This window comes from Natrinema thermotolerans (assembly GCF_031165565.1).
GTDB classification, from domain to species: Archaea; Halobacteriota; Halobacteria; order Halobacteriales; family Natrialbaceae; genus Natrinema; species Natrinema thermotolerans.
Genome location: NZ_CP101873.1, coordinates 2,646,362 through 2,668,720, shown reverse-complemented (window position 1 = coordinate 2,668,720; position 22,359 = coordinate 2,646,362). Strand labels below are relative to the sequence as shown.

Here is a 22,359-nt window from a genome sequence, read left to right as displayed (position 1 = left end):
CCGCTACCGGTCCGGATCGGCGCTCTCGATCGTCGCGGACCGGACCGCGACCTCGTCGTCGACGGTGACCAGCAACGACTCGTTCCCGACGGGGATCGAGACCGCACACCGCCACGGATCCGTGGCCGTCACCGACGCGGCGTCTCGGGAGACGCACCACTCGAGTTCCCAGAACGGCGTCGCCGAAAGCGAGCGGCCGCGCTCGGCGGCGAACCGAACGACGCGTTCGTGTTCGAGGAGGACCAGCCCGGGCTCCGGTCGAAGGCGATTGCCACACCGCCGACAGCAGAAAATCGCGATCGGATCGTCCTCGGGGGCCGCGTCGTCGCCGTCGGAGTCGGTACTGGCGTCACCGTCGACCACCGACGGAACCGTGACCGCCATCGGCCCCGTACAGGCCGGACAGATCCCATCACGGGCAAGCGCCACGTGAGACCGAACGCGCCGATCGAACGCCTCGAGGACGTCCGGTAACGTGCGGGACTCGAGCCCGCCCGGCGGAAACGGGTATCTGACGAGTCGGTCGTCGCAGCCGAGACACTCGACGACGAGCCACTCCTCGCGGTACGACGCGACGAGAGACGCCGCCCCGCAGTGCGGACAGCGGCCGTCGATCCCCTCGGGGCCGAATGCGGCCCGCCGGTTGTACGTCCCCGCGAGGATCGAGGTCGCCACGGCCCAGCCCGCGTACCGGAGTTCGTAGCCGTCGTCGGTCCGCCTGACGAAGTGCCCCGTCAGCTCTCCGAGGTGGTAATTGAACTGCGCGCTGACCTCGGCGCCCACCTGCTCGCGCAGCGTCGAGAACGACGCGGGGTACTCGCCCCCCGTGCGACTCCGTTCGAGGAGCGCCCGCAGAATGTCGACCCGGAGGTCGTGTCCGAGCAGGGAGAAGGCGTCGGCGGGAACGAGATCGTCAGGCGCCGTCCGCTCGCGATCCATGCCTCGAACGTCGTCCCGACGCTGCAATAATCCTGCCGCCGTGGCGCCCACAGGAGTGTTAAATCCCCAACTAAAACTCGCGTTCGCGAGCGTATTTCCGGGCTCGGCAGTAGGTATGGGACGACGATGTCGCGAGTTCGCGGAGGGCGCTCGGTCGCTATCGCCTACTACCTGTACCGGATGGCCGACTCGGTCGGATTCATCTGGCCGGTGTTTACCCTCTTTCTGTTGTGGAACGGTCTCACCTACGTCCAGATCGGGACGTTGAGTGCGATGTCCGCGGTTCTCGTCGTCTCGCTTGAGGTCCCGACGGGCTACGTCGCCGACCGGTACGGCCGTCGGCTCGTTCTTGGAGTGGGAATGCTCGCGATGGCCGCCTCGACGGCGGGATTCGTCGTCGCCGACGCCTTCCTCGAGTTCGCGGTACTGTACGCACTCTGGGCGCTCTCGATGGCGCTCCAGAGCGGGACCGCCGACGCGTGGCTCTACGACGCACTCGGCGGCGACAGAGCGGAGAACGAACCGTCCGAATCGCGACGGTTCACACGTGTACGGGGCCGGGGCGGGGCCGTCCACCAGTGGACGTCGGCCGTCACGATGATCGGCGGGGGCTTCCTCTACGTCGTCCACCCGACCGCTCCCTTCGTCGCCTCGGCGTTGCTCAACGCGGTCGGCGTGCTGGTGGTCGTCGCCATGCCGCGAAATGCGCAGTTCGAGGGGGCGGCCGCGAACTCCGGGAAGACGGACGAGCGGCTCGGCATCTTCGAATCGCTCTCCGTACTCGCCGCGCGACTCGCGGCCCCCTCGATTCGGGCGGTCGTCGCCTACGCCGCGCTGTTTTTCGGCATCGTACACGCGGCCGACACGTACGTCCAGCCGATCACGGTCGACGTTCTCCGCGCACAGGTCGGTGGGGCGCTCGAAAACGTCTCCGTCGCCGGGATCGCAATCCGATCGGCGGCGCTGCTCGGGTTCGTCTACGCGGGGTTCGCGGCCGTGGCCGCCGTCGGCAGCTACTACGCCGAGGCCGTCCGTCGGCGGGTCGGGCTCCGGCACGCGCTCCGGTGGCTCCCGGTCTGTGTCGCTGCGTCGTTTCTCCTGCCGCTTGCCGTCCCGTTGCTCTCGGTTCCGGTCTTCTTCGGTATGAAAGGTGGCGAGGCGCTCTCGAAGCCGCTCGTCGCACAGTTCCTCAACGACCGGATACCCGACGCCGGCCGGGCGACCGTCCTGAGCGGGGTTTCGATGGGCAATGCGCTCGTCCGTGCGCCGTTGCTGCCTCTGGCCGGCGTCGTCGCGGACCGGGCGGCCCCGACCGGGGCCGTCGCCGCACTGGGCGGCGGTTTCCTCGCGGTCGCCGCCGTCGGGTACCTCCTCGCGTCGCCGCTCGCCGACGCCGCACCGAGGGCACCGTCGGAGGGGTAACCTACCCCGTCAGCCGCCGTGACCCGGATAATCCCGTTCGAACCGATCCTCGATCTCGGCCTCGTCGAAGCGGACGATCACCGGCCGGCCGTGCGGGCAGGAATAGGGGTTCTCGCAGTCGTCTAACGCCTCGAGCAGGTCGACGACCGACCCCTCCGTCAACGACGTGTTCCCGGTGATCGACGGATAGCACGCGAGGTCGCCGAGGAACTCGTCGGCCAGCGCGTCGACCGTCTCGGCCCCCGCCTCACGGTCGCCCGCGACGAACGAGGCCAACACGTCCCGCAGGCGATCGGGCTCGAGGGTCTCCTCGAGGACGGCGGGGACGGTCGTCACGGCGACGGTGCGGTCGTCGACCCGGTCGGCGTAAAAGCCCAGCCGCGAGAGCGCCTCGCTGTACTGCGCGAAGGCCTCGGCCTCGGCGGCGGTCAGCTCGAGTTCGACGGGGTCGGCCAGCGCCTGCGCGGTGGCGTCGTCGGCGAACGCCTGCTGCAGGCGCTCGTAGTTGACCCGCTCGTCGGCGGCGTGTTGATCGATCAGGACGAGCCCGTCGTCGGTCTCACAGACCAGATAGGTGTCGTGGAGCTGTCCCAGCACCCGCAGAGCAGGCAGCGAGTCGAACGCGGTTTCCTCGCCCGTCGCGGCCTCGCCGGTCAGGGTCCGCTGCTCGGTCGCGGCGTCGAACTTGCGGTCGGCATCGTGGTCGCGGTCCCGATTCGTCCCAGACCCGCTCGAGGCTCCTGTGGTGGCCGTCCGATCGGACTCCCCCTCCGTCTCGCTCGAGTCAACGGCGGACCCGCCGGTGTCGGACGCCGGCTCCCCAGCGGGCTCCGCCGCAGTCGGAGGCGTCGACCCGCTCGAGTCCGAGTTGGCGCTCGCGGCCCGATCGCCGGCCGCGCCGCTCGGATCGGCGATGGGGTCGCCGGCGTCCGTTTCCGTTCTCGCGTCCGCAGCCCCGTCGGTCGATGACCGCTCGACCGGGTCGTCGTCACCGTCGCGTTCGGTCCCGCTCGAGTCGGTCGCCGCCGACGACGCCGTTTCGACGCCGTCCTCGAGCGTCGCGGGTTCGCCACCGGCAGCGGCCGGATCGGTCCCGGCTCCGGTTCCGCGCGCGTCGGGCCGGACCCGCGCCTCGCCGGGGGCCGACCGACCGCGCGGGGCGCGCGAGCGAAGCAGGCCGTGATCGAGCAGGGCCGATTCGACCGCGGCGTCGACCTGCCGGCGGACCGCATCGTCGTCGTCGAAACGGACCTCCCGCTTGCGCGGGTGGACGTTGACGTCGACCGCCCCGCCGGGCACCTCGAGGAAGAGGGTGACGAACGGGTAGCGGTCGCCGCCCAGTTGCGTCCCGTAGGCACCCATGAGTCCCTCGCGGACGGCGTCGGCGGTGACGGCGCGGCCGTTGACGTAGGTCGCGAGGTAGTCCCGACTCGAGCGGTTGGTCTCCGGATGGGAGACGAGCCCCGAGACGGACTCGAGGGGGCCCGGTGGGAGGTCGTCGGCGTCGGCCTCGACGGGGATCATCGAGGAGGCGACCTCGCGGCCGTAGACAGCTAGGACGGCGGCCTGGAGGTCACCCTGGCCGGTCGTCGAGAACACCTCGCGGCCGTCGTGGGTCAGCGAGACGGCGACGTCCGGGTTCGCGAGCGCGTAGCGGGTGACGACGCGATTGACGTGGGAAAACTCCGTCGCGGTCGTCTTGAGGAACTTCCGGCGGGCGGGCGTGTTGTAGAAGAGGTCCTCGATTTCGACGGTGGTTCCAGCGGGACAGCCCGTCGGCTCGACACTGGTCACGTCGCCGCCCTCGTAGACGAGTTCCGTCCCCGCACCCTCGCTCCCGCGGGGCCGCGAGCGGATGGTCATTCGCGAGACCGAACCGATCGTGTGGAGGGCCTCACCGCGGAATCCCAGCGTCGCGACGCCCGACTCTAAGTCCTCGAGGCCGTCGATCTTGCTGGTCGTGTGTTCGCGGACCGCCGCCCGAAGGTCGGCCTCGCTCATTCCGCGGCCGTCGTCGACGACCCGGATCAGTTCGGTGCCGCCCGCCTCGACGGTGACGTCGACGCTGTCGGCGTCGGCGTCTAAGCTGTTCTCGACGAGTTCCTTCACCGCGCTGGCTGGTCGCTCGACGACCTCGCCGGCGGCGATCCGGGCGACGGTGTCCTCGTCTAACTGGCGGATCTCGGTGTCGTCCTGGGGTGGGTCGGTAGTCATTGCTGGATTCGAGTACGGCGGCGTCGGTACCGTCGGCGTTCGTCCCCGTCGTGCGCACTCGATGGGGATCCCGGTGCGCTCCCATCGGTCCTCGTCCGCGGTCCGTTCATGGTTTTGGCTCGCGTTCGAACGGCGTTAAATTGTGGTTTGGGAATCGGCCGTCCCCCGCCGCGCCCGCTCGATCGCGTCGCGAACGACCTCGGCGTCCTCGATCGCCGACCGATCACAGCGAACGGCCGGTCGCCACCGGCGCTCGAGGACGAGTCGATCCGCGGTCGTTCGCACGTCGACGATCCGGTCCCACGGGACGAACCGCCTGTACGACGGAATGTGACGAGGTTCGATGACGATGCCGTCGGGATAGGCGCGGACATCGGCGCGGGCACCTTCGAGCCCGGAGACCGAGAACAGCGTCAGGTCGTCGCCGCCCGGGTTCGGGATCGAGAGCGTCGGTGCCCACCCGAGGACGATGAAGACGATCGATGGGAGGAGGAACCGGTACGAGGACGTGCCGGCGACGAGCGAGGCCGCCGTTCCGACCCCGAACAGGGCGAGGCCGATGGCGATCAGGAACGCGTGGGTCCCGGATTGATACCACGTCCAGTCGACGAGCATGTCGTCGCGATCGTCGATCACCGCACCGACGTAGGCGTCGCGCGTCGTCCGCGACAACAGCCAGCCCGAGAGGACGACCGCACCCGACGCGATACCGAGCAGTAGCAGCTGCCAGTCCCGTGCGCCTGTGTCGGTCACGGAGCGGACGCCGACACCGCCCGCGACGAGCGACGTGGGCGCCCAACAAGCGACGGTCCGCAACCGCGAGGCACCGAATCGGATCGCGGCGTCGGCGGTGACACGCGCGACGATGGCCCCACAGAGCAAGCCGGCGGTGAACGCGGTCGGAACCAGCGCGACGAGAACGTCGCTCGAGGCCCCCGCGGCGACTCCACCGAGCGCGACGAGGCCGACTGCGACCGCCGCGACGTACAGGCCAACGGCCGCAACCACGTCGATGCCGGGGTTCCCAGAAGTCGCCATCGGCTACACTTGGTAGCCGGTCGACATATTCGTTACCCGTCCGTGCTACCGCGGGGCGCCCCGGATCGATCCGCCAGCGGCTGACACCTGGACAGGGGGAAAGCGAGACGGAGTTCCCGACGCCGTCAGTCCTCGAGGCCCAGATCCTGCGACATCGAGTTGCCGGCTCGCGGGACGCCTTTCACCGTCACGGTCTCGCCGTTCATGAAGGCGGCGGCGGGGCTGGCGAGGAACTGCGCGACGTCGGCGATGTCCTCGCCGTAGCCGATGCGGCGGTCGGTCTCCTCGCGGGGCGGCATGTCCTCGCTGTCGATACCGAGCGTCTCGGCGACGCCGGGCGTCTGGATCAGGCCGGGCGCGATGCAGTTGACGCGGATGCCGTACTCGGCCCACTCGACGGCCAGCGTCTCGGTCAGGCGGATGATCGCGGCCTTGGACGCGCCGTAGTGGCTCTCGCCGGGCGCGGCGTGCTGTCCGTTGACGCTGGACATGTTGATGATGACCCCGCCGTCGCCCTCACGCATGACCTCGCCGGCGAGTTGCGTGCAGTGGACGGTGCTGTTGAGATTGAGGTCGACGATGGTCTCCCAGCCGTTCGCGGAGATGTCCTCGAAGGGCGCGACGAACTCCCCGCCGGCGTTGTTGACGAGGATGTCGACGTCGCCGAACTTCTCGACCGTCTCGTCGACGAGATTTTGAACCTGCTCGCGCTCGCGGACGTTGCACTCGACCGCGAGCGCCTGGGCCGCGTCGTCGGCGTCGTTGATCTCTTCGGCGACCGGACCGACACGATCCATCGACCGCGAACAAATGGCGACGTCCGCGCCGCCCGCGGCCAGCGTCTTCGCGATCGATTCGCCGATTCCCTGGCTCGCGCCGGTGACGATGGCGGTCTTCCCCGCCACGTCGAAGTCTGCTTCGTGCATCGTGCTACCGAGTGCCCCAGTATCTCAAAGTTCTACCGATCGCCGACGGCCTCGCCGTCTCTCGGTCGCGTGGCATCGACGGTCGTCGACCGCAGTGACTGGCGGAATCTCGACGAACTGTGTCGTTCCTCAGTCGGACGGAACGCGACGCCGGCGCTCCCACGGAACGGACCGGTGCTGAACGTTCTGCTGACTCCCCTAGTGAAATTTATATCGTCGGTCCGAAACGCGTCGGTATGAGTTCGTCTCCGCACCGTCGATTCGCCCGAACCCTGGCCGGCTTGGGTGCGATCGCGGTCCTCGTCTCGGCGGTCGTGTCGCCCCCGGATCCGTACACCCAGCTCGTGTACGCCACCCCGCTACTGCTGCTCGCGCTGCTCCTATCGGTCCTGCGATCGTACACGGACGCGCTCGAGGCGTTCGAACGGGACCGCCACCAGTAGTTTCCGGTTCGTGTTCCTCCGCTGGAGCCGGAGAACAATCCAATTCAGGGCACGAAAGTGATACAGACAATATATATCATGAGATGCTTAAAATAGTCGTACAATGAATAATAGACCGATTATCTTCCGCCTTAATCTGATTATCGTACTTTTGCTTAGCAACCTTGTACTGCTGCTTTACCTTATTCTCCCGCGTGAGTTGTTACTTATTGGGGTTGGTTTGATTTTGTTCCTCGGTCCGATGGTGGCTCTGCTAACGCTCCGACTTCTTCGATAAGTTCGCATGTCCACCTGTCGATTCAGCCGCTCCGTTTTCGGAACCCATCCGAACACCGATCGCTACCTCTCGCTCTCCGACATCGAACGCGGCGTCGGCGGCCGGGTCACTCCTCGAGTCGCTCCTGTAGCTCCTGGACCCGCGAGACGAGTTCGATCGGCGGCGTCGTGTTGACGTCGATCGACTCGAGGTCCGCGAGGACGGCCTCGGTTTCGGGATCGAGCGACCCGCCTGCGGCGTCGTTCGCCGCCGGGCCGCCGTCGGTCGACGCCGCCTGCGACCGGTCTTGGGACCCGGTCTGCATCGTCCCGCTGCCCAGATCGAAGACCGCCTGCACCGGCTCGCTCGAGGCCCCGCCTTTCGCCTCGATGGCCTTCTCCTCGCGTAGACGCTCGAGGACTTCCCTCGAGCGGTCGACGACGGGGTCCGGAACGCCGGCGAGGTCGGCGACGTGGACGCCGTAGCTGCGGTCCGTGGGGCCGTCTCGGACCGTCCGGAGGAAGGTGACCTCGCCGTCGCGTTCGTCGGCCGCGACGTGGACGTTGGCGACGCGGGGGAGGTTCTCGGCGAGGCCGGTCAGTTCGTGGTAGTGGGTTGCGAAGAGGGTCTTCGCTTTCACTTCGTTGTGGAGGTACTCCGTCGCGGCCCAGGCGATCGAGATACCGTCGTAGGTCGCGGTGCCCCGCCCCACCTCGTCCAAGATGACCAGCGACTCCTCGGTCGCGGTGTGGAGGATGTTCGAGAGTTCGCTCATCTCGACCATGAACGTCGACCGGCCCTGGGCGAGTTCGTCGAGCGCGCCGACGCGAGTGAAGATGCCGTCGACGACGCCGATCTCGGCCGACTCGGCCGGAACGAAGCTCCCGATCTGGGCCAGCAGGACGATACACGCGACCTGTCGCATGTACGTCGACTTGCCGGACATGTTGGGGCCGGTGACGACCAGAAAGCCGCGGTCCTCGTCCATGCGGACGTCGTTGGGCACGAACTCCGTCGTCTGTTCGACGACCGGGTGGCGGCCCTGCTCGATCGTCAGGTCATCGCCCCGATGCAGTTCCGGCCGCACCCAGCGGTTCTCGGCGGCGTGGGTCGCCAGACTCGCCAGCGCGTCGATCGTCGCTAAGGCCCGGCCGACGTCCTGCAGCAGTGCCGCCCGCTCGGCAACCTCGTCGCGGAGTTCTGCGAAGAGTTCGTACTCCAACTCGCCGCGTCGGTCCTCGAGTCGGAGGACGTCGCGTTCCTTCTCCTCGAGTTCCTCGGTCGTGAACCGCTTGGAGTTTTTCAGCGTCTTGATCTGCTCGTAGTGGTCGGGCACGCCGTCCGCGGCCGATTTGCCGACCTGAATGTAGTAGCCGTCGGTCTTGTTCCGGTCGACGGTGACGTGTGAGAGCCCGTGCTGGCGCTTCTCGCGCTCGGCGAGGGTATCGAGCCACTCCCTGACTTCCTCGTGGCGCTCGATCACCTCGTCGAGTTCCGCGTCGTACCCCTTCCGGAGGAGTTCGCCCTGCGTCACCGTCGACGGCGGGTCCTCGGCGACGGCTTCCTCGAGGGTCTCGCGCAGTTCCCGGGCGGCCGCCCGGTCCGGCCGGTCGACGATCGCCGAGAGGGGGGAGTCGGCCAGTGCCGGCGTCGACTCGATCGTCTCGGCCACGGCCGGGAGGACGGCCAGCGTCTCGCGGACGGCAACCAGATCCCGGGCGTCGGCGCTGCCGTGGCTGGCCTTCGAGGCGAGGCGGGCGAGATCGTAGGCCTCGCCGAGGTGATCCAGCAGTTCGTCGCGGGCCAGCGCCGCCGTCGAGAGCGCGTCGACGCTCGCCTGTCGCTCCTCGAGGGTCTCGAGCGACCGTCTGGGCCGCTGGAGCCATTCTTTGAGCAGGCGGCCGCCGGCGCTGGTCTCGGTGTGGTCGATCGTCGCGAACAGCGAGCCGTCGCGCTCGCCTTGCATCGTCTCGGTCAACTCGAGGTTGCGCTGGGTGGTCGCGTCCAAGGTGACGTGGTCGTCGCCGTGGTGGGCCTGGATGCGGGTCATCGAGGCCAGCACGCCCGCGCCGGTCTCCTCGACGTAGGAAAGCACCGCACCGGCGGCCGCAAGCGTCTGCTCGCCGACTGACAGTCGGTCGACGGTCTCGGTTCCGAACTGCTCACGGACAGTGTGGGCACCGCGTTTCGGCGCGAACGCGTCGGTCTCGTGGAGCGTCAGCGTCGCGTCGACGCGCTCGCGAAGTTTCCCGAGCAGGTCGTCGTCCGTCCGCACCTCGGGGCCGGGCAGGACCTCGACCGGGTCGAACCGGTAGAGTTCCGTCAGCGCCTCGTCGGCGTCGTCGGCGTCGGCGACGAGAAAGCGGCCGGTCGTCACGTCGGCGAACGCGAGGCCGTAGCCGTCACTGCTCGCCCCGCCGATCTCGCCCCCGTCGACGACCGCCGCCATGTACTGGGCGTCGGCGTCGCTCGTCTCGAGTAGGGTGCCGGGGGTCACGACGCGGACGATTTTCCGGGCGTGGCCGGAATCGGTCTCGTACTGGTCGGCGACGGCGACGCGGTAGCCGCGTTCGACTAAGGCCTTGAGATAGGGCGTCAGGTCGTCGATCGGCACGCCGGCCATCGGATAGGAGGAACCGTGCGAGGACTTCTGTGAGACTTTGAGGTCGAGTTCCTCGCTGACGAGTTCGGCGTCCTCCCCGAAGAACTCGTAGAAATCGCCACACTGCATCGTCAGGAGGTCGGCGTCGGTGTCTTCCTTGAGCGAGAAGAACTCGCCGACGATCCCCGTCGCCTCGGTCATATCCGGTGACTGTCCCTCCACCGCAAAAACCCTGCGGGATCCGCGGTGAACGTGGCCGGGCAGCGACGGGACGGCCCTACTCGGACTCCTCGTTCGTCGGCTCGAGCGGGATGCGCTCGATCTCGAGGTCGTCGTAGTCACGTTCGCTACCGAGAACTGGCGTCTCCCACGTGTCGACCATCCCCGCGTGAAGCGAGTCGAAGTTCGTCATCCCGTACTCGTCCTGATACTTGACCGCCTTGAGAACGGCCTGTGAGTGTTCCTCGGGCCGAACCGGGACGAGTTCGACGAGGTTGGAAATCGCTCGAACGCGATCGACGTCGTAGTCGTCGAGGAGGAGAAAGAGTTCTGCGTAGGCGAGGATCGACGTTTCTACCTCGTGTTCGTCGAGGGCAGCTTTCGCCTCGGCCTGCAACCAGTCAGAGTCCTTGAGAAGCGCTAGCAGGAAATCAGTCTCGACGTACATCGTTCGCTGCCTCCTCGCGGGCCAACTCCCGGGCTTCGTCGCGCAGTTCGTCGATCGATTTGTCGTCGAACGCGTCGCCGACGGCTTCTCGAAGTCCCTCGAGCGGGTCGTCGTCGATCGGGATCAGTTCGATGTGGTCGCTGTATTCGACGACGTGAAAACGCTCTCCGTGTCGCTCACGGAGATCCTTCGAGAGATAGAGCCGTCCGCGGTCGTCAGTTTCCGTCCCCATCTTTCACACGTATACGGTTACAGTGGGTACTACTTAGACTATTCCCAAGATCAGTACAGCGTTCCGCCCAGCGGCACGTCCTCGTCCGGCGAGACCAGCACGGGATACCCCTCCTCGCTGGGAACGCCGACGGTCAGCGCCTCCGATTTGAACCCCGCGATCCGCACGGAGCCGAGGTTCGTCGCGCACAGCACCTGCCGGCCCTCGAGGTCGGCGGCGTCGTGATGGTGGTCCAACTGCGCCGCGGACTGGATCTCCTCGTCGCCGAGGTCGATCCACAGCTTGGTCATCTCGGGTTTCTCGGCTTCGGGGAACGGTTCGGCCTCGAGTACCTCGCCAACCTCGATCGTCACGTCGAACGGGCTCTCGACCATGCCCCACGGTACCGTCGCCACCGAAAACTAGGTATCGGTCCGCGACCGTCAGCCGCCGCGGGTGCGGTACCAGACGCGGGCACCGATCGGCGACTCGTCGGCCGCGAGATCGAGTCGCCGGAGGACGAGATCCCGGATCGCGACCGTCACGACGAGTTCGACCGACTCGCCGCCCTCGGCGATTACCTCGAAAACGGCGTGACCGTCCCGTTGGTCGATGGCGGCGATCGTTCCGACCGACCACCGCTCGAGGTCGTGTGTCGGTTTCCGCGCGTGGATCCTGTCGTGGGCCATACGAAATCGAACGGGTGCCACGGGGGAGAGTCTGGCGGGGGGCGACGGTTCCGGACGCCGTCGGTCCGGCGGGCTGAAAGCGGGTCAGTAGTCCCCGAGGACGCCGAGCCGTCTCGCCCGACGGGTCGCGTACTGGAAGATCGCGTAGCCGAGCGCGACGTAGCCGACGGCGACCCCGAGCAGGATCGCGAGATCGACCGCAGGGAACTCCCAGAGGCGGACGTCGTGGATCATCGTCCGCTGGAGGAGCGCGCTGCCCTGGGCGAGCGGGAAGAACCGCAGCCAGCCGAGGTCGAACGCGGGCGCGGAGATCAGCACGATAAAGCCGAACTGGAGCAGGTTGAGCCAGTTGCCGACCCGCTTGTAGAGGACGGTCACGCCGCCGGCGGCCAGTCCGAGCCCCAGCACCGAGACGATGCTGAGCGTCGCGACGACGACGATCGTCAGGACGTTCAACTCGAGGCTCCGCCCGGTGATGAGCAGCATCACCGCCAGCAGCACCGACGAGGTGACGAACGACCGGACGATCTTGGCGAGGCCCTTCAACAGCGCCACGGGGGCGAAGCCAAACGGCGACATGACGTGGCGCTCGAGGGTCCCCCACTGGACTTCGCTCCCGATATCGTTCGCGATCGAGGAGTACGCCCCGACCGAGAGCGACCACAGGAAGTAGCCGACGATGATCCCCTCGATCGAGTCGGTCAAGGCCTGTCCGGCGATCGCCCGGCCGCCGTAGAACAGCAGCCCGAAGAAAAACACCGAGATGACGAGCCCGCCGACGGCGTTTGCGGGGTAGCGAACGAAGATCAGGTACTCGCGATAGAGGACGGCCCGCGCGAGGTGCCGGTAGCCGGCCGGCCGCGGCGCTTCGGCCGCATCCTCCCGACCCGCGCCCGCGCTCATCGCTCACCCCGATCGTCGCTCGTCAGTTCGACGAAGACGTCCTCGAGGTCCGGCTCGACCGTCCGGACGCGCTCGAGGGTCACGTCGGCGTCGCGGAGCCGCTCCAGCAGCACGTAGAGGCCGTCGCTGTCGGTCACGACCTCGATCCGGTGGCCGGCGTCGCGTCGCTCGGCCTCGATCGCGTCGAAGTGCCGTCGCAGTCGCGAGACGAGCGCGGCGTCGATGTCGGCGCTCGTGATCCGAACGCAGTGGCGGTCCGTGTCGGACAGCAAGGCGTCGACGGTGTCGTCCGCGATGATCGCTCCGTCGGACATGATGAGAACGCGGTCACAGACCGTCTCGACGACGTCCATGTCGTGGCTGCTGAGGACGACGGTGAGGTCCTCCTCCGCGGCGAGGCGTCGCAGTTCCCGCTGGAGCGTCCGGGAACTCTCGATGTCCAGACCCAGCGTTGGTTCGTCGAGAAAGACGACCTCGGCACCACCGGCGAGGACGCTCGCCAGCGACACCTTCTGTTTCATCCCCCGGGAAAGGTCGCGGACCGGAACGTCGGCCTTCGCCTCGAGGTCGAGCTGGGCCAGCAGCCGGTCGTGGCGGTCGCGGACCGAGTTCGGATCGACGCCGCTGATCGTAGCGAAGTACCGCAGGTTCTCCCGGACGGTCAGCCGCCAGTAGTCGTTGCGCGCTCCCTCGAGCATGGCATCGACGGCGCTGTAGGCCGCCCGCGGTCGTTCTCGGAGGTCGATGCCACGGATCCGGACGCTGCCCGCGTCCGGCACGACCATCCCGAGAATCGACTTGATGAGCGTCGTCTTACCGGCACCGTTCGGCCCCAACAGGCCCACGATCGAGCCGGTCTCGATGTCGACGCTCACGTCGTCGACCGCGGTGACCGCCGTCTCGCCGGCCCCGAACCGCTTCGAGAGTCCGTCGACGGAGACGGCGACGTCGCGACTATCCGTCGCCGACGGCTCGCGGCTGTCCGGGCGCGTCTCGGTCGGTGGCCGCTCCCGGTCGAACCCTCGGTCAGTCCCCACCGCGTCGTCGCCGGGCGGCGCACCGGCTCCCTCACTGAACGCGGCCACGGCGTCCGTTCCGTTCGTCGTCACGCTGTTTTCTCGCGCCGTCACGGTACTGGTTTAAGTGGCCGAGCTACAAAAACGCGCGGCCGTCCGCCGAAACGGGGCTCGAGGGGGCTGTCGTCGGCCGGGATATATTACGCTGCCCGTGGGAGAGTCACTCGTCAGTCATGTCAGACCGCGCCCATCGCGTGTTGATCCCGGTCGACGTCCTCGAGGGGGAGAGCGTTCCGCGGACGCTCGTCGACGCGTTCGCGTCGATTCCGGTCGTCCTGCTGGGCTATCGCGAACTCCCGGACCAGACCGGCACGGAGCAGGCACGCGATCAGTACGGCGATCGCATGCGGGCCGAACTCGCGGAGCGACGGACGGTGTTCGAGGACGCCGGCTGTGACGTCGCGTCGCGACTGGCGTTTACCCACTCCCGACTGAAGACGTTCGAACGCGTCGCCGTCGAGGAATCGTGCGACGCCGTCCTTATCCTCAACCCAGCGCCCGTCCTCGAGACGGTACTCGTCGCGATTCGGAGCGACGTCAACGTCGAATACATCGCCCGATTACTCTGTACGGTCCTCGCCGACACGACCCTCTCGATCACCCTCTTTCACGTCGCGGCCGACGAGGGGGCGCGGGACGCGGGCGCGGAACTGCTCGAGACGGCGCGGTCGGAACTGGTGGCCGCTGGCCTCGACGACGGGCGGATCGACAGCACGGTCGTCGTCGACGACTCGCCCACGGCGGCGATCCTCGACGCCGCGGCGGATCACGACCTCCTCGTCCTCGGCGAGAGTCGGCCGTCGATCCGCCGGTACGTCTTCCGGGACCGCGTCGAACGACTGGCACGGGAGACGGTCGATCCGGTCCTCGTGATTCGCGGCGAGTACCTCGAGACGACAGCAGAGGACACGGAACACGGCGGCGAAAACGAGGAGTAGCGACCGTGTGGAACACCCACACGCAGTGATCACGCGCCGTCGGAACTCCGGACGATGAGTACCGGACCGACCGACTCGGCGGCGACCCGCTCGGCGTCCTCACCCAGCAGGAACGACCGGAGCGACGGTGCTTGCTCGCCCATGACGATGGCGTCGTGGTCCGCCGCGGCGTCGACAAGCGCCTCGAACGGCGCGTCGTCAACCGCGAGTTCGGTCTCGACGTCGATACCGGCCGCGGCGAGGGCTTCGGCGGCCGCCTCGAGCGATTCGCGGCCGCCGGGCTCGTCGTCGGTCGCGAGAAAGAGCGTGACGTCGATCTCGCGGCCGGCGACCAGGTCGGCGACGAAGGAACCGATGCGGTCGACGGCGGCGGCGTCCGAGAGCGCCACGAGGAGCCGATCGACCGGTCCGGTCACGCCAGTGATGGCGTAGGCGTCCGCTCCCGTTTCCGCGGCGACCCGGTCGATCGTCTGCTCCCGGTCGTGAGTGAACACGAGACGATGATCGGCCGCGCCGCCGGCCGCTTCGAACTCGGCGACGAGGTCGTCGAGGGCGGCGGTCGCCCGGTCCTCGTACTGGAGGCGCGCCTGGTCCGGCGGCGTCTGTTCGGGCAGGACGTGATAGCCGAGTACCGTCACGTCCGCCGGGGCGAGCAGCGTCGGCAGGCCGGCCGGGACCGTCTCACCCTCGAGGATCGCCAGCGGGACGAGGACGCGGGTCATTGGAGCGCCCCCCTGAGCGTAACGTCGCGGGCGTAGTAGGCGTACCACCCGGCGGCCGCGACCATAATCGCGATGCCGATGAGCTGTGACGCGCGTTGCATGAAGCCGATCAGGGCGAAGCTGGCGAGCGCCCCGAGTATCGGAACGACGGGATAGCCGGGGACCCGGAAGTCGGGGTCGTACCACTCCGGCTCGTCGCGCCGCAGTGCGAGCAGGGCCACACAGATCAGCCCGTACATGACCAGATGCAGAAAGGAAGCGACCTCCGCGAGCAGTTCCACGCGGCCGGTCGCGACCAACACGAGGATCGGCCCGCCTGCCAACCCCAGCGCGACGTGTGGCGTGCCGTAGCGGAGGTTGATGTGGCTCGCCCGCCGCGGCAACAGGGCGTCCTTCGAGACGGCGTAGATGGCTCGAGACGTGCTGAGAATCGACGCGTTCGCGCTCGACATGGTCGCGAGCAGCCCGCCGAAGACGATCGCGACGGCACCGGCCGCGCCGAGGTAGTGGCGGCCGACCTCGACCATGGCCGTCTCGCCGAACTCGGCGAGTCGTTCGCTCCCGAAGGCGCTCGTCGCGACGAAGATCGTCGCCACGTAGAGGACGCCGACGATGAGGACGGAGCCGACCATCGCCAGCGGCAGGTTCCGGCCGGGGTCTTTCATCTCCCCGGCAACGGTCGCGACCTGTGCGAAGCCGAGATACGAGGTGAACACGAGCGCCGCGGTCGTCAGTATCGGCATCGTGCCGAAGGGCGCGAACTGTTCGGGCGTGGACGGGTCGCCGATGAGCCCCATTGCGTCGAGGCCGCCGTACCCGAGGAAGACGACCAGAATCGACAGCAGCAACGCGACGATCCCGTTCTGGAGCTTCGCCGCGTTTTCCGTCCCGGTGACGTTCAACACGGTAAAACCCGCGCCGAACAGCAGCGCCAGCGGGATGACGAGTCCGTCGCCGACCGCGACCCCGAGTTCGGCGAGCGTATCGACCGCGTAGTAGCCGAAGCCGACGAGGTAAAACGCCGTCGCGAACACCAGCCCGAACCACAGCGACAGTCCGACGACGGTCCCGGCGAGCGTCCCCAGACCGCGGGAGATGTAGTAGTAGCCGCCCCCGCTTTTCGGCATTGCCGTCGCGAGTTCCGACGTCGGCAACGCGACCAGCAGGGCGACGAGCGCGCCGATCGCGAACGAGCCCGCCGCGGCAGGGCCCGCCTGCCCGGCGGCGAGTCCCGGAAAGACGAAGATGCCGGCCCCGATCATCGTCCCGATCCCGATGGCGAGGCCACCAGTGAGCCCGAGCGTCCGCTCGAGTTCGGCGTCGTCGGTGATCGTCGCCTCGTCGGTCTCGACCGTCGGCTCGAGTTGCGGTGACTCCCCGTCGACGTTAGTCCCGCCGACCGACGACGAATCGCTCATACCGGGTGCGTCTCACGCCTGCCGTATAGCTCTACTGTCGAGTACTGACCGCTGGGATGTCCGCCGGCGGAACGTCACGCGGCGAGTGCCGCGGCCAGCAGCGCCAGACTCTCGTCCCCGTCGTCGGCCGCGTTCGGGATCGCGAGCATGACCTCCTCGATGCCGGCGTCGGCGTAGTCGGCGAGCCGATCGCGGACCTCGGCCGGCGTTCCGGTGGGTGCCGTCTCGAGGTAGCCCGACAGGAAGAACTCCCGGGGCTCGCTCGGCCCGTCCGCGGGCAGGAACTCGTCGCGGAACGACTCGCGCTTCGCCTCGGCGGCCGCGGTCGTCTCGCCGACGAAGACGAACAGTTCGGCGGACTTGCGTATCTCGTCGTACCGGGCGTCGCTCTCGCAGTGATCGCGCAACACGTCGAGCTTGTCGGCAAAGCCCGCGGGCTCAAGCGTGCCGTAGTTCCAGCCGTCGGCCAGTTCGGCGGTGTAGCGCAGCGTAAACTGCTCGCCCCCGCCGCCGATCCAGATCGGCGGGTGGGGCTCCTGGACCGGCTGTGGTTCACAGAAGGCGTCCTCGAGGTCGACCTCGAGGTGTCGGCCCTCGTGACTGTAGGTCTCGGTGGTCCACAGCCCCTGCAGAATTTCGATGGTCTCGGCGAGCCGGCGGAGTCGTTCGGCGGGCGGTTCGCGGAACTCGTAGCCGAAGCGGTCGTACTCGGCCTCGTACCAGCCCCCGCCCAGTCCCAGCTCGAGCCGGCCGTCGCTGATCCGATCGACCTGCGCCGCCATCTTCGCCAGCAGGGCGGGATGGCGGTAGGACTGACTGGTCACGAGCGTCCCTAGCCGAATCTCGTCGGTGGCCTCCGCGAGTGCGCTGAGCGTCGTCCAGCACTCATGGGTCGCTCGCCGGGGGTCACCGATCCACGACTGGAAGTGATCCTCGAGCCAGACCGCATCGTAGCCCAGCCGCTCGGCCTCGAGTGCGGTGTCCCGAACCGTGCCGATCTCGGTGCCGTACTGCGGCAGGATGATTCCGGTCTCGAGGGCGGGCGCGTCGCCGTCGGCGGGGCTCATCGGGTCACCTCGCGCTCGAGCGCCAGCGTCCGGTCGGCGAGCGTTTCGGGGTCGGCCGCGACGATCTTCACGAGCGCCTCCTTGCCGACCTCGCCGCGATCGACGACGGCGACGGGGGGCTCCTCGCGGTCCGCGAACGCCTGCCGGGCACCCCATCCCATCGTACTCCCCTCCGTCTCCCTGATCTCGGCCGACTGATCGCCGCGATCGTACTCGGCGATCGGCCACGCGAGGGCCTCGAGTGCGGCCTCGACGTCGGCGTCGAACCGGCAGTTCACCGCGAATCGGAGGGCGGGGACGAACTCCCGCGCGGACAGCAGGAAGCGAGCGACGTGGCTCGAGGCCCCGAACCGGACCCCGCGGTTGGGTCGAACCCCCGAGAGGGTCCGCGTGATCCGGCCCTCGACGGCGGCGGTCTCGGCGACGGATTCGGCGTAGGGGGTTGCGCCGACGACGTTCATTCCCACTTCGGGGACCAGCGCCGAGACGTCGGCCGCGACGAGTCGGTCGACGATCGCCTGTACCTCCTCGGCGGTGGGTTCCCGGGCGGCGTCGTTTCGCAGCGGGTGCATGTGGTTGACCGCGCCGTGACCCTCGCCCACATCATAGGGGTACCGAACCGCGCGGGCAAGGAAGTCCGTCGCCCCCTCGACGGCCGGCTCGAGCGGTTCACCCGTGGCCAGTCGGGCCGCGATCGCGGCGGCCAGCGCACAGCCCGAGCCGTGGGTGGCCTCGGTCCCGACGCGGGGGTGTTCGAACGTCCGGACCGTCTCCGCGGTGACCAGCACGTCCCGGACCCGCTCGCCGGGGACGTGCCCGCCCTTCACGAGGACCGCGTCGACGCCCGTCTCGAGGATCGCCTCGCCGGCCTCGCGGGCCCGTTCCTCGTCGGTGACGGCGATGTCCGTCAGCACTTCGGCCTCGTCGGCGTTGGGCGTCGCGACCGTCGCCGTACCCAGCAGCTCCTCGTAGGCCCGTTCGGCCTCGGGCTCGAGCAGGCGATCGCCCGAGGTCGCGACCATCACGGGGTCGACGACCAGCGGGAACTCGAACTCCTGTGCGTACTCGGCGACGGTCTCGATGACCTCGGTCGTCGCGAGCATCCCGGTCTTGGCCGCGCCGACCGCGAAGTCGTCGGTGACGGCCTCGAGCTGGGCCTCGATCTCCGCGGTCGGGAGGACGTGCGAAGACTCGACGCCGCGGGTATTTTGTGCGGTAACGGCGGTGATCGCCGACGTGCCGAAGACGCCGTGGGCGGCCATCGTCGCGAGGTCGGCCTGGATCCCCGCGCCGCCGCCGGAGTCGCTGCCAGCGATCGTCAGCGCGACCGGCCGGCTCTCGGGTGCTGGTGTTCGCATACGAAACCGTATTCCCGGCTTATACTAAGCGGTGGTGGTCAGCGACGCTGAGAGTCGTCCGCGGTGTGATCGACGCCTCGAGGACGGCCGGTCGTCGGGAACCGCCCGCCGTCAGTCGTCAGCGAGTTCGAAGAACCCCTGCTCGTGCGTGATCGTGCCCGCGTCGTGGAGCGCCGAGATCGCGCGACTGACGGCCGCCTCGCTGCAGTCGTGTCGGTCCGCGACCCGCTCCCTGAGGGCCGTGTGCGTGTATCGCTCCCCCTCGAGTTCGTCGACGATCGCCGCCTTCTCCCGTTCGAGGTCGCTCATCGGTCACGGCGGGATACGACCTCGAGACGGGTACGCCTTGCCCGCGGTCGCTCGAGGCGGACCCGTCGGCGGAGAGGGGGGCCGGCAGGTCCCGTCGAGATCGGTTTCGAACGGCGACACGCAGCCCGGACGGCAGCGTTATCGGTATGGATATGATATGAATACGTATGGGCGAGCCCGAAACGCGGAAAGTCGGCGATCGCGGGCAGGTAACGCTGCCGAAGCGGCTTCGAGAGGCGTTCGATATCCACGGCGGCGACGAGGTGACGATCCGCGAGGAGGACGACAAGATCGTCATCGAGAAACCGACGTCGCGGGCGGACCTCGCGGAGGGGTATCGACGCCGCGCCGAACACCACCGCGACCTCGCGGCCGAGATGGACGGGACCTCGCGGGAAGCGAACGCCTCCCTCGGCGACGCACCCGACTGGGAGGAGTGACGATGCACGTCCGCCGCGGCGACATCGTCGTCGTCGTCGAACTCGATCCGACGCGCGGCTCCGAACAGCGGGGGACCAGACCCTGTCTCGTCGTCCAGAACGACGTCGGTAACGAGAACGCCCCGACGACGATCGTCGTCCCCTTCACCACGTCCTACGGGGGCGAGCAGTATCCCTTCGAAGTGCTGATTCCAGCCGACGAGTGTGCCCTCCGCGAGGACTCGGTCGCGCTCTGTAGTCAGGTTCGAACCGTCTCGATCGACGACAGGATCACGGACGTCGTCGGATCGGTACCGGACGACCGGATGGCCGAGGTCGACACCGCCCTCGAGTACAGCCTCGGCCTGCGCGAGGTCTGAGCGGCGAGGCGGAGCGTTCGATCATCCGTTCCATAAAATACATTCGTCTAGCCTCGCCAACAATCATCGAATGCCCTCCAGACGCGAAGTAATGGCCGCCCTCGGTGCGACCGGTATCGCGACCGCCGCGGGCTGTCTCGGCGGTTTGTCGGTCGATCCCGGGACGGACGAATCGTACGCGTGGCCGACGGGCGGCGCGGATCGGCGGAACTCGAGAGCGATCCCCGACGGCGTCGCACCGCGCGAGGACCCTACCGTCGACTGGCGCGTCGATCTCGAGTCGGCGCACGCGACCGCCGACCCGGTCGTGGTCGACGGGACCGTCCTCGCGACGATCGGAACCGACGTGGTCGCGTTCGATCGGACGAGCGGGGACCGGCGCTGGTCGATCGACCCGAACAACGAGGCCAACACCTACCGCGGGGCACCGACCGTGTACGAGGGGCTGGCGTACGTCCCGGAAGTGGACACGGTGACCGCTCGCGACCTCGAGAGCGGCGCGGTCGAGTGGAGCGAGACGTTCGAGGCGACCATCGGACAGGGGTCGCTACTGGTCACCGACGACGGGGAGAACGGCCGCGTCTTCACGGCCGGCGGCAACTCTCTGCACGCACTCGACGCCGGAACCGGCGAACGCCTGTGGGAACAGGAGCTACTGGGGACCCCGGAACACTCGCTCGCGAAGTACACTGACTACGTCTACGTCGCGACCGACGGCGGCGAGTTGTACGCCGTCGACGAGTGGGGGACCGTCCAGTGGCGGCGAACCGTCGAGGCCGGCATTCGGAGCGGTCCGGCGGTGCGGTCACTAGACCAGAGCGGGTCCGAGTGGGGCATCGCCGTCGTCGGCGGCGACGGGACGGTCGTGTACTTCGAACCGGACGGAGCGCGGGCGTGGGAGACCGAGATCGGCGGGTTCGGCAACGACGGCATCGCTATCGCCCACGAGACACTGCTCGCGCGCTCGGGACCGCGGGTGTTCGCGCTCAACCTGGCCGACGGGAGCGTTCGCTGGCGGCTCGATCTCGGCGAGAGCGCGCACAATCCGCCGATCGTCGTCGGCGACACGGTGTACGTCGGCGGCGATCGGCTCCGAGCGATCGACATCGAGGGCGGGATCGGGGTTCGATCGTACCGAACCCGCCACCTCCGGTTCGAGTACGAACCCACCGGCGCGGTCGGCTTCGTCACCGCGGCCGACTCGAAGCTGTTCGTGACAACGAACGTCTTCGGAACCGAGACGGAAACCGCCGAGTTGATCGTTCTCTCGTGATTACGAGCCGTCGCTCGCCGCGGCGGCCAACTCCGCGTAGGCGTCCCACGAGGGATCGGCGTTCGGGTGCGCGAGCCGGTCCTCGTCGACCAGCACCTCGCCGCCGTCGCCCTCGAGCGCCTCGACCCGGCCGATCTCGGCGACCGGCGTCCCCCGATCCGCGAGCGCCTCGCGGACGTCGGCGACGCCGTCGGGGTCGACCGCGATCAGTAGCGAGCCACAGCTTGTCGCCGCCCAGGGATCGATCTCGAGGGCGTCACAGACCTCGCGGACGCCGGGGCGCAGCGGGACGGCGTCGCGGTCGATCGCGAACCGGGCGTCGGCCCCGTCGGCCATCTCGTTCAACGCGCCCGCGAGGCCGCCTTCGGTCACGTCGTGCATCGCCCGGACCGGCCCCGCGGCGGCCGCCGTGAGGGCGTCCCGAACGGCGTAGACCTCCTCGAGGCGGTCCTGGGCGGCCGAGATCGTCTCGGCGAGACAGTCGATTTCCTCGCCGAAGAGGGTACTCAGCAGGCCGACGGCCTCGACGGCGGGGCCGTTCGTCAGGAGGAGCCGGTCGCCGGGACAGGCCCCGTCGGGCCGAACGATGTCGCCGTAGTCGCCGACGCCCATCGCGGTGGCCGCGCCGACCCACGGATGGGACGGGTCGGCATATCGCGCCGTGTGGCCGGTCACGACGGCGACGCCGAGGTCCGCACACTCCGCGTGGATCGTCTCCCAGACCGTCGCGAACTCGTCGTCGGTCATCCCCTCGGGCAGCGTGAAACAGATCGAGAGATGTGACGGGGGGACGCCGCTGACGGCCACGTCCGCAAGGACGAGATCGAGGGCGAACCGTGCGGCCCGCTCGAGGCCCAAGGCAGGCAGGATCGAGAGGGGATCGGTGGCGGTGACCAGCGCGCGGTCGTCGATATCGAGGACGCCGAAGTCGACGCCGTGGGTCGGCCCGACGGCGACGTCGTCGCGGTCGGCACCGAGGTTCGGCGCGATGTGGCGGTCGAAGAACGCGCGATCGATTTTTCCGAGGTCGCTCACGGTTGATCGATATTAATCAGTCGACTTATACGTACTGATTCCCGCTCGTAATCG

Annotated in this window: 23 protein-coding genes; 6 read left to right on the top strand and 17 right to left on the bottom strand. The window is 68.5% G+C overall.

What is annotated here, in order from left to right; translation table 11 throughout:
• Positions 1–3: 3 nt before the first annotated feature.
• Positions 4–939, bottom strand: a complete 936-nt coding sequence (locus NP511_RS13745) for a DUF7351 domain-containing protein (protein WP_049965957.1) — start codon at positions 937–939, stop codon at positions 4–6.
• Between the two features lie 126 nt (positions 940–1,065).
• Here NP511_RS13745 and NP511_RS13740 point away from each other — a divergent pair, with 126 nt between their 5' ends.
• Positions 1,066–2,361 (top strand): MFS transporter, encoded by a 1,296-nt coding sequence (locus NP511_RS13740; protein WP_049965956.1) that lies wholly within the window; start codon positions 1,066–1,068, stop codon positions 2,359–2,361.
• Between the two features lie 9 nt (positions 2,362–2,370).
• Here NP511_RS13740 and mutL read toward each other — a convergent pair whose 3' ends face one another.
• The 3 genes from mutL to NP511_RS13725 all read right to left on the bottom strand — a co-directional run bounded on the left by mutL (position 2,371) and on the right by NP511_RS13725 (position 6,539).
• Entirely contained in the window at positions 2,371–4,575 is a 2,205-nt protein-coding gene (mutL, locus tag NP511_RS13735; RefSeq protein WP_049965955.1) for a DNA mismatch repair endonuclease MutL, read from the bottom strand.
• 135 nt (positions 4,576–4,710) lie between these two features.
• Positions 4,711–5,613, bottom strand: coding sequence for a hypothetical protein (locus tag NP511_RS13730; protein WP_049965954.1), 903 nt, complete (start codon positions 5,611–5,613; stop codon positions 4,711–4,713).
• 125 nt (positions 5,614–5,738) lie between these two features.
• Positions 5,739–6,539: an SDR family NAD(P)-dependent oxidoreductase gene (locus NP511_RS13725; RefSeq protein ID WP_049965953.1), complete on the bottom strand. Its 801-nt coding sequence runs from the start codon at positions 6,537–6,539 to the stop codon at positions 5,739–5,741.
• A gap of 236 nt (positions 6,540–6,775) precedes the next feature.
• Here NP511_RS13725 and NP511_RS13720 point away from each other — a divergent pair, with 236 nt between their 5' ends.
• Complete coding sequence (locus NP511_RS13720) at positions 6,776–6,982, top strand: DUF7534 family protein (protein WP_049965952.1); 207 nt, start codon at positions 6,776–6,778, stop codon at positions 6,980–6,982.
• Positions 6,983–7,365: 383 nt separating this feature from the next.
• Here the strand turns inward: NP511_RS13720 and mutS are convergent, their stop codons facing one another.
• From mutS to NP511_RS13685, 7 genes are all read right to left on the bottom strand, one after another.
• Entirely contained in the window at positions 7,366–10,041 is a 2,676-nt protein-coding gene (mutS, locus tag NP511_RS13715; protein WP_049965951.1) for a DNA mismatch repair protein MutS, read from the bottom strand.
• Positions 10,042–10,117: 76 nt separating this feature from the next.
• Positions 10,118–10,507 carry a hypothetical protein gene (locus NP511_RS13710; protein WP_049965950.1) on the bottom strand — a complete coding sequence of 130 codons (390 nt, stop codon included), beginning with the start codon at positions 10,505–10,507 and terminating at the stop codon, positions 10,118–10,120.
• Entirely contained in the window at positions 10,491–10,739 is a 249-nt protein-coding gene (locus tag NP511_RS13705) for a hypothetical protein (RefSeq protein ID WP_049965949.1), read from the bottom strand. Before NP511_RS13705 ends, NP511_RS13710 begins: the two co-directional genes overlap by 17 nt.
• Positions 10,740–10,789: 50 nt before the next feature.
• On the bottom strand, positions 10,790–11,113 hold the full coding sequence (locus NP511_RS13700; protein WP_006181501.1) for a hypothetical protein: 324 nt from the start codon (positions 11,111–11,113) through the stop codon (positions 10,790–10,792).
• A gap of 48 nt (positions 11,114–11,161) precedes the next feature.
• The gene (locus NP511_RS13695) at positions 11,162–11,407 is read right to left on the bottom strand and encodes a DUF7861 family protein (RefSeq protein ID WP_049965948.1); all 246 of its coding nucleotides are present in this window, start codon (positions 11,405–11,407) and stop codon (positions 11,162–11,164) included.
• 84 nt (positions 11,408–11,491) lie between these two features.
• Positions 11,492–12,310: a hypothetical protein gene (locus tag NP511_RS13690; protein ID WP_049965947.1), complete on the bottom strand. Its 819-nt coding sequence runs from the start codon at positions 12,308–12,310 to the stop codon at positions 11,492–11,494.
• Complete coding sequence (locus NP511_RS13685) at positions 12,307–13,440, bottom strand: ABC transporter ATP-binding protein (protein WP_049965946.1); 1,134 nt, start codon at positions 13,438–13,440, stop codon at positions 12,307–12,309. The genes NP511_RS13690 and NP511_RS13685 overlap by 4 nt, the downstream gene beginning before the upstream one ends.
• Positions 13,441–13,559: 119 nt before the next feature.
• Here NP511_RS13685 and NP511_RS13680 point away from each other — a divergent pair, with 119 nt between their 5' ends.
• Complete coding sequence (locus NP511_RS13680) at positions 13,560–14,324, top strand: universal stress protein (RefSeq protein WP_049965945.1); 765 nt, start codon at positions 13,560–13,562, stop codon at positions 14,322–14,324.
• Positions 14,325–14,353: 29 nt separating this feature from the next.
• On the opposite strand, the gene NP511_RS13675 is transcribed toward NP511_RS13680, so the two are convergent.
• The 5 genes from NP511_RS13675 to NP511_RS13655 form a co-directional block, all read right to left on the bottom strand.
• On the bottom strand, positions 14,354–15,046 hold the full coding sequence (locus tag NP511_RS13675) for a universal stress protein (RefSeq protein WP_049965944.1): 693 nt from the start codon (positions 15,044–15,046) through the stop codon (positions 14,354–14,356).
• Positions 15,043–16,464, bottom strand: coding sequence for an APC family permease (locus tag NP511_RS13670; RefSeq protein WP_049965942.1), 1,422 nt, complete (start codon positions 16,462–16,464; stop codon positions 15,043–15,045). The genes NP511_RS13675 and NP511_RS13670 overlap by 4 nt, the downstream gene beginning before the upstream one ends.
• Positions 16,465–16,538: 74 nt before the next feature.
• Positions 16,539–17,531 carry a TIGR03560 family F420-dependent LLM class oxidoreductase gene (locus NP511_RS13665; protein ID WP_049965941.1) on the bottom strand — a complete coding sequence of 331 codons (993 nt, stop codon included), beginning with the start codon at positions 17,529–17,531 and terminating at the stop codon, positions 16,539–16,541.
• Complete coding sequence (gene thiD, locus NP511_RS13660) at positions 17,528–18,889, bottom strand: bifunctional hydroxymethylpyrimidine kinase/phosphomethylpyrimidine kinase (protein ID WP_049965940.1); 1,362 nt, start codon at positions 18,887–18,889, stop codon at positions 17,528–17,530. The genes NP511_RS13665 and thiD overlap by 4 nt, the downstream gene beginning before the upstream one ends.
• A gap of 111 nt (positions 18,890–19,000) precedes the next feature.
• Positions 19,001–19,198: a hypothetical protein gene (locus tag NP511_RS13655; protein WP_049965939.1), complete on the bottom strand. Its 198-nt coding sequence runs from the start codon at positions 19,196–19,198 to the stop codon at positions 19,001–19,003.
• A 167-nt stretch (positions 19,199–19,365) separates the two neighbouring features.
• Here NP511_RS13655 and NP511_RS13650 point away from each other — a divergent pair, with 167 nt between their 5' ends.
• The 3 genes from NP511_RS13650 (at position 19,366) to NP511_RS13640 (ending at position 21,270) form a co-directional block, all read left to right on the top strand.
• Entirely contained in the window at positions 19,366–19,638 is a 273-nt protein-coding gene (locus NP511_RS13650) for an AbrB/MazE/SpoVT family DNA-binding domain-containing protein (RefSeq protein WP_049965938.1), read from the top strand.
• A 2-nt stretch (positions 19,639–19,640) separates the two neighbouring features.
• Complete coding sequence (locus tag NP511_RS13645; protein ID WP_049965937.1) at positions 19,641–19,997, top strand: type II toxin-antitoxin system PemK/MazF family toxin; 357 nt, start codon at positions 19,641–19,643, stop codon at positions 19,995–19,997.
• Positions 19,998–20,067: 70 nt separating this feature from the next.
• Positions 20,068–21,270 (top strand): PQQ-binding-like beta-propeller repeat protein, encoded by a 1,203-nt coding sequence (locus NP511_RS13640; protein ID WP_049965936.1) that lies wholly within the window; start codon positions 20,068–20,070, stop codon positions 21,268–21,270.
• On the opposite strand, the gene NP511_RS13635 is transcribed toward NP511_RS13640, so the two are convergent.
• Positions 21,271–22,305, bottom strand: a complete 1,035-nt coding sequence (locus NP511_RS13635) for an AIR synthase family protein (RefSeq protein ID WP_049965935.1) — start codon at positions 22,303–22,305, stop codon at positions 21,271–21,273.
• Between the last annotated feature and the right edge of the window lie 54 nt (positions 22,306–22,359).

Coding starts and splice junctions, on each gene's coding strand:
- NP511_RS13650 (WP_049965938.1), top strand. CDS start 19,366: ATGGGCGAGCCCGAAACGCGGAAAGTCGGCGATCGCGGGCAGGTAACG.
- mutL (WP_049965955.1), bottom strand. CDS start 4,575: ATGACTACCGACCCACCCCAGGACGACACCGAGATCCGCCAGTTAGAC.
- NP511_RS13680 (WP_049965945.1), top strand. CDS start 13,560: ATGTCAGACCGCGCCCATCGCGTGTTGATCCCGGTCGACGTCCTCGAG.
- NP511_RS13745 (WP_049965957.1), bottom strand. CDS start 939: ATGGATCGCGAGCGGACGGCGCCTGACGATCTCGTTCCCGCCGACGCC.
- NP511_RS13655 (WP_049965939.1), bottom strand. CDS start 19,198: ATGAGCGACCTCGAACGGGAGAAGGCGGCGATCGTCGACGAACTCGAG.
- NP511_RS13640 (WP_049965936.1), top strand. CDS start 20,068: ATGCCCTCCAGACGCGAAGTAATGGCCGCCCTCGGTGCGACCGGTATC.
- NP511_RS13730 (WP_049965954.1), bottom strand. CDS start 5,613: ATGGCGACTTCTGGGAACCCCGGCATCGACGTGGTTGCGGCCGTTGGC.
- NP511_RS13675 (WP_049965944.1), bottom strand. CDS start 15,046: ATGACCCGCGTCCTCGTCCCGCTGGCGATCCTCGAGGGTGAGACGGTC.
- NP511_RS13690 (WP_049965947.1), bottom strand. CDS start 12,310: ATGAGCGCGGGCGCGGGTCGGGAGGATGCGGCCGAAGCGCCGCGGCCG.
- NP511_RS13710 (WP_049965950.1), bottom strand. CDS start 10,507: ATGTACGTCGAGACTGATTTCCTGCTAGCGCTTCTCAAGGACTCTGAC.
- thiD (WP_049965940.1), bottom strand. CDS start 18,889: ATGCGAACACCAGCACCCGAGAGCCGGCCGGTCGCGCTGACGATCGCT.
- mutS (WP_049965951.1), bottom strand. CDS start 10,041: ATGACCGAGGCGACGGGGATCGTCGGCGAGTTCTTCTCGCTCAAGGAA.
- NP511_RS13645 (WP_049965937.1), top strand. CDS start 19,641: ATGCACGTCCGCCGCGGCGACATCGTCGTCGTCGTCGAACTCGATCCG.
- NP511_RS13725 (WP_049965953.1), bottom strand. CDS start 6,539: ATGCACGAAGCAGACTTCGACGTGGCGGGGAAGACCGCCATCGTCACC.
- NP511_RS13695 (WP_049965948.1), bottom strand. CDS start 11,407: ATGGCCCACGACAGGATCCACGCGCGGAAACCGACACACGACCTCGAG.
- NP511_RS13700 (WP_006181501.1), bottom strand. CDS start 11,113: ATGGTCGAGAGCCCGTTCGACGTGACGATCGAGGTTGGCGAGGTACTC.
- NP511_RS13720 (WP_049965952.1), top strand. CDS start 6,776: ATGAGTTCGTCTCCGCACCGTCGATTCGCCCGAACCCTGGCCGGCTTG.
- NP511_RS13665 (WP_049965941.1), bottom strand. CDS start 17,531: ATGAGCCCCGCCGACGGCGACGCGCCCGCCCTCGAGACCGGAATCATC.
- NP511_RS13740 (WP_049965956.1), top strand. CDS start 1,066: ATGTCGCGAGTTCGCGGAGGGCGCTCGGTCGCTATCGCCTACTACCTG.
- NP511_RS13670 (WP_049965942.1), bottom strand. CDS start 16,464: ATGAGCGATTCGTCGTCGGTCGGCGGGACTAACGTCGACGGGGAGTCA.
- NP511_RS13705 (WP_049965949.1), bottom strand. CDS start 10,739: ATGGGGACGGAAACTGACGACCGCGGACGGCTCTATCTCTCGAAGGAT.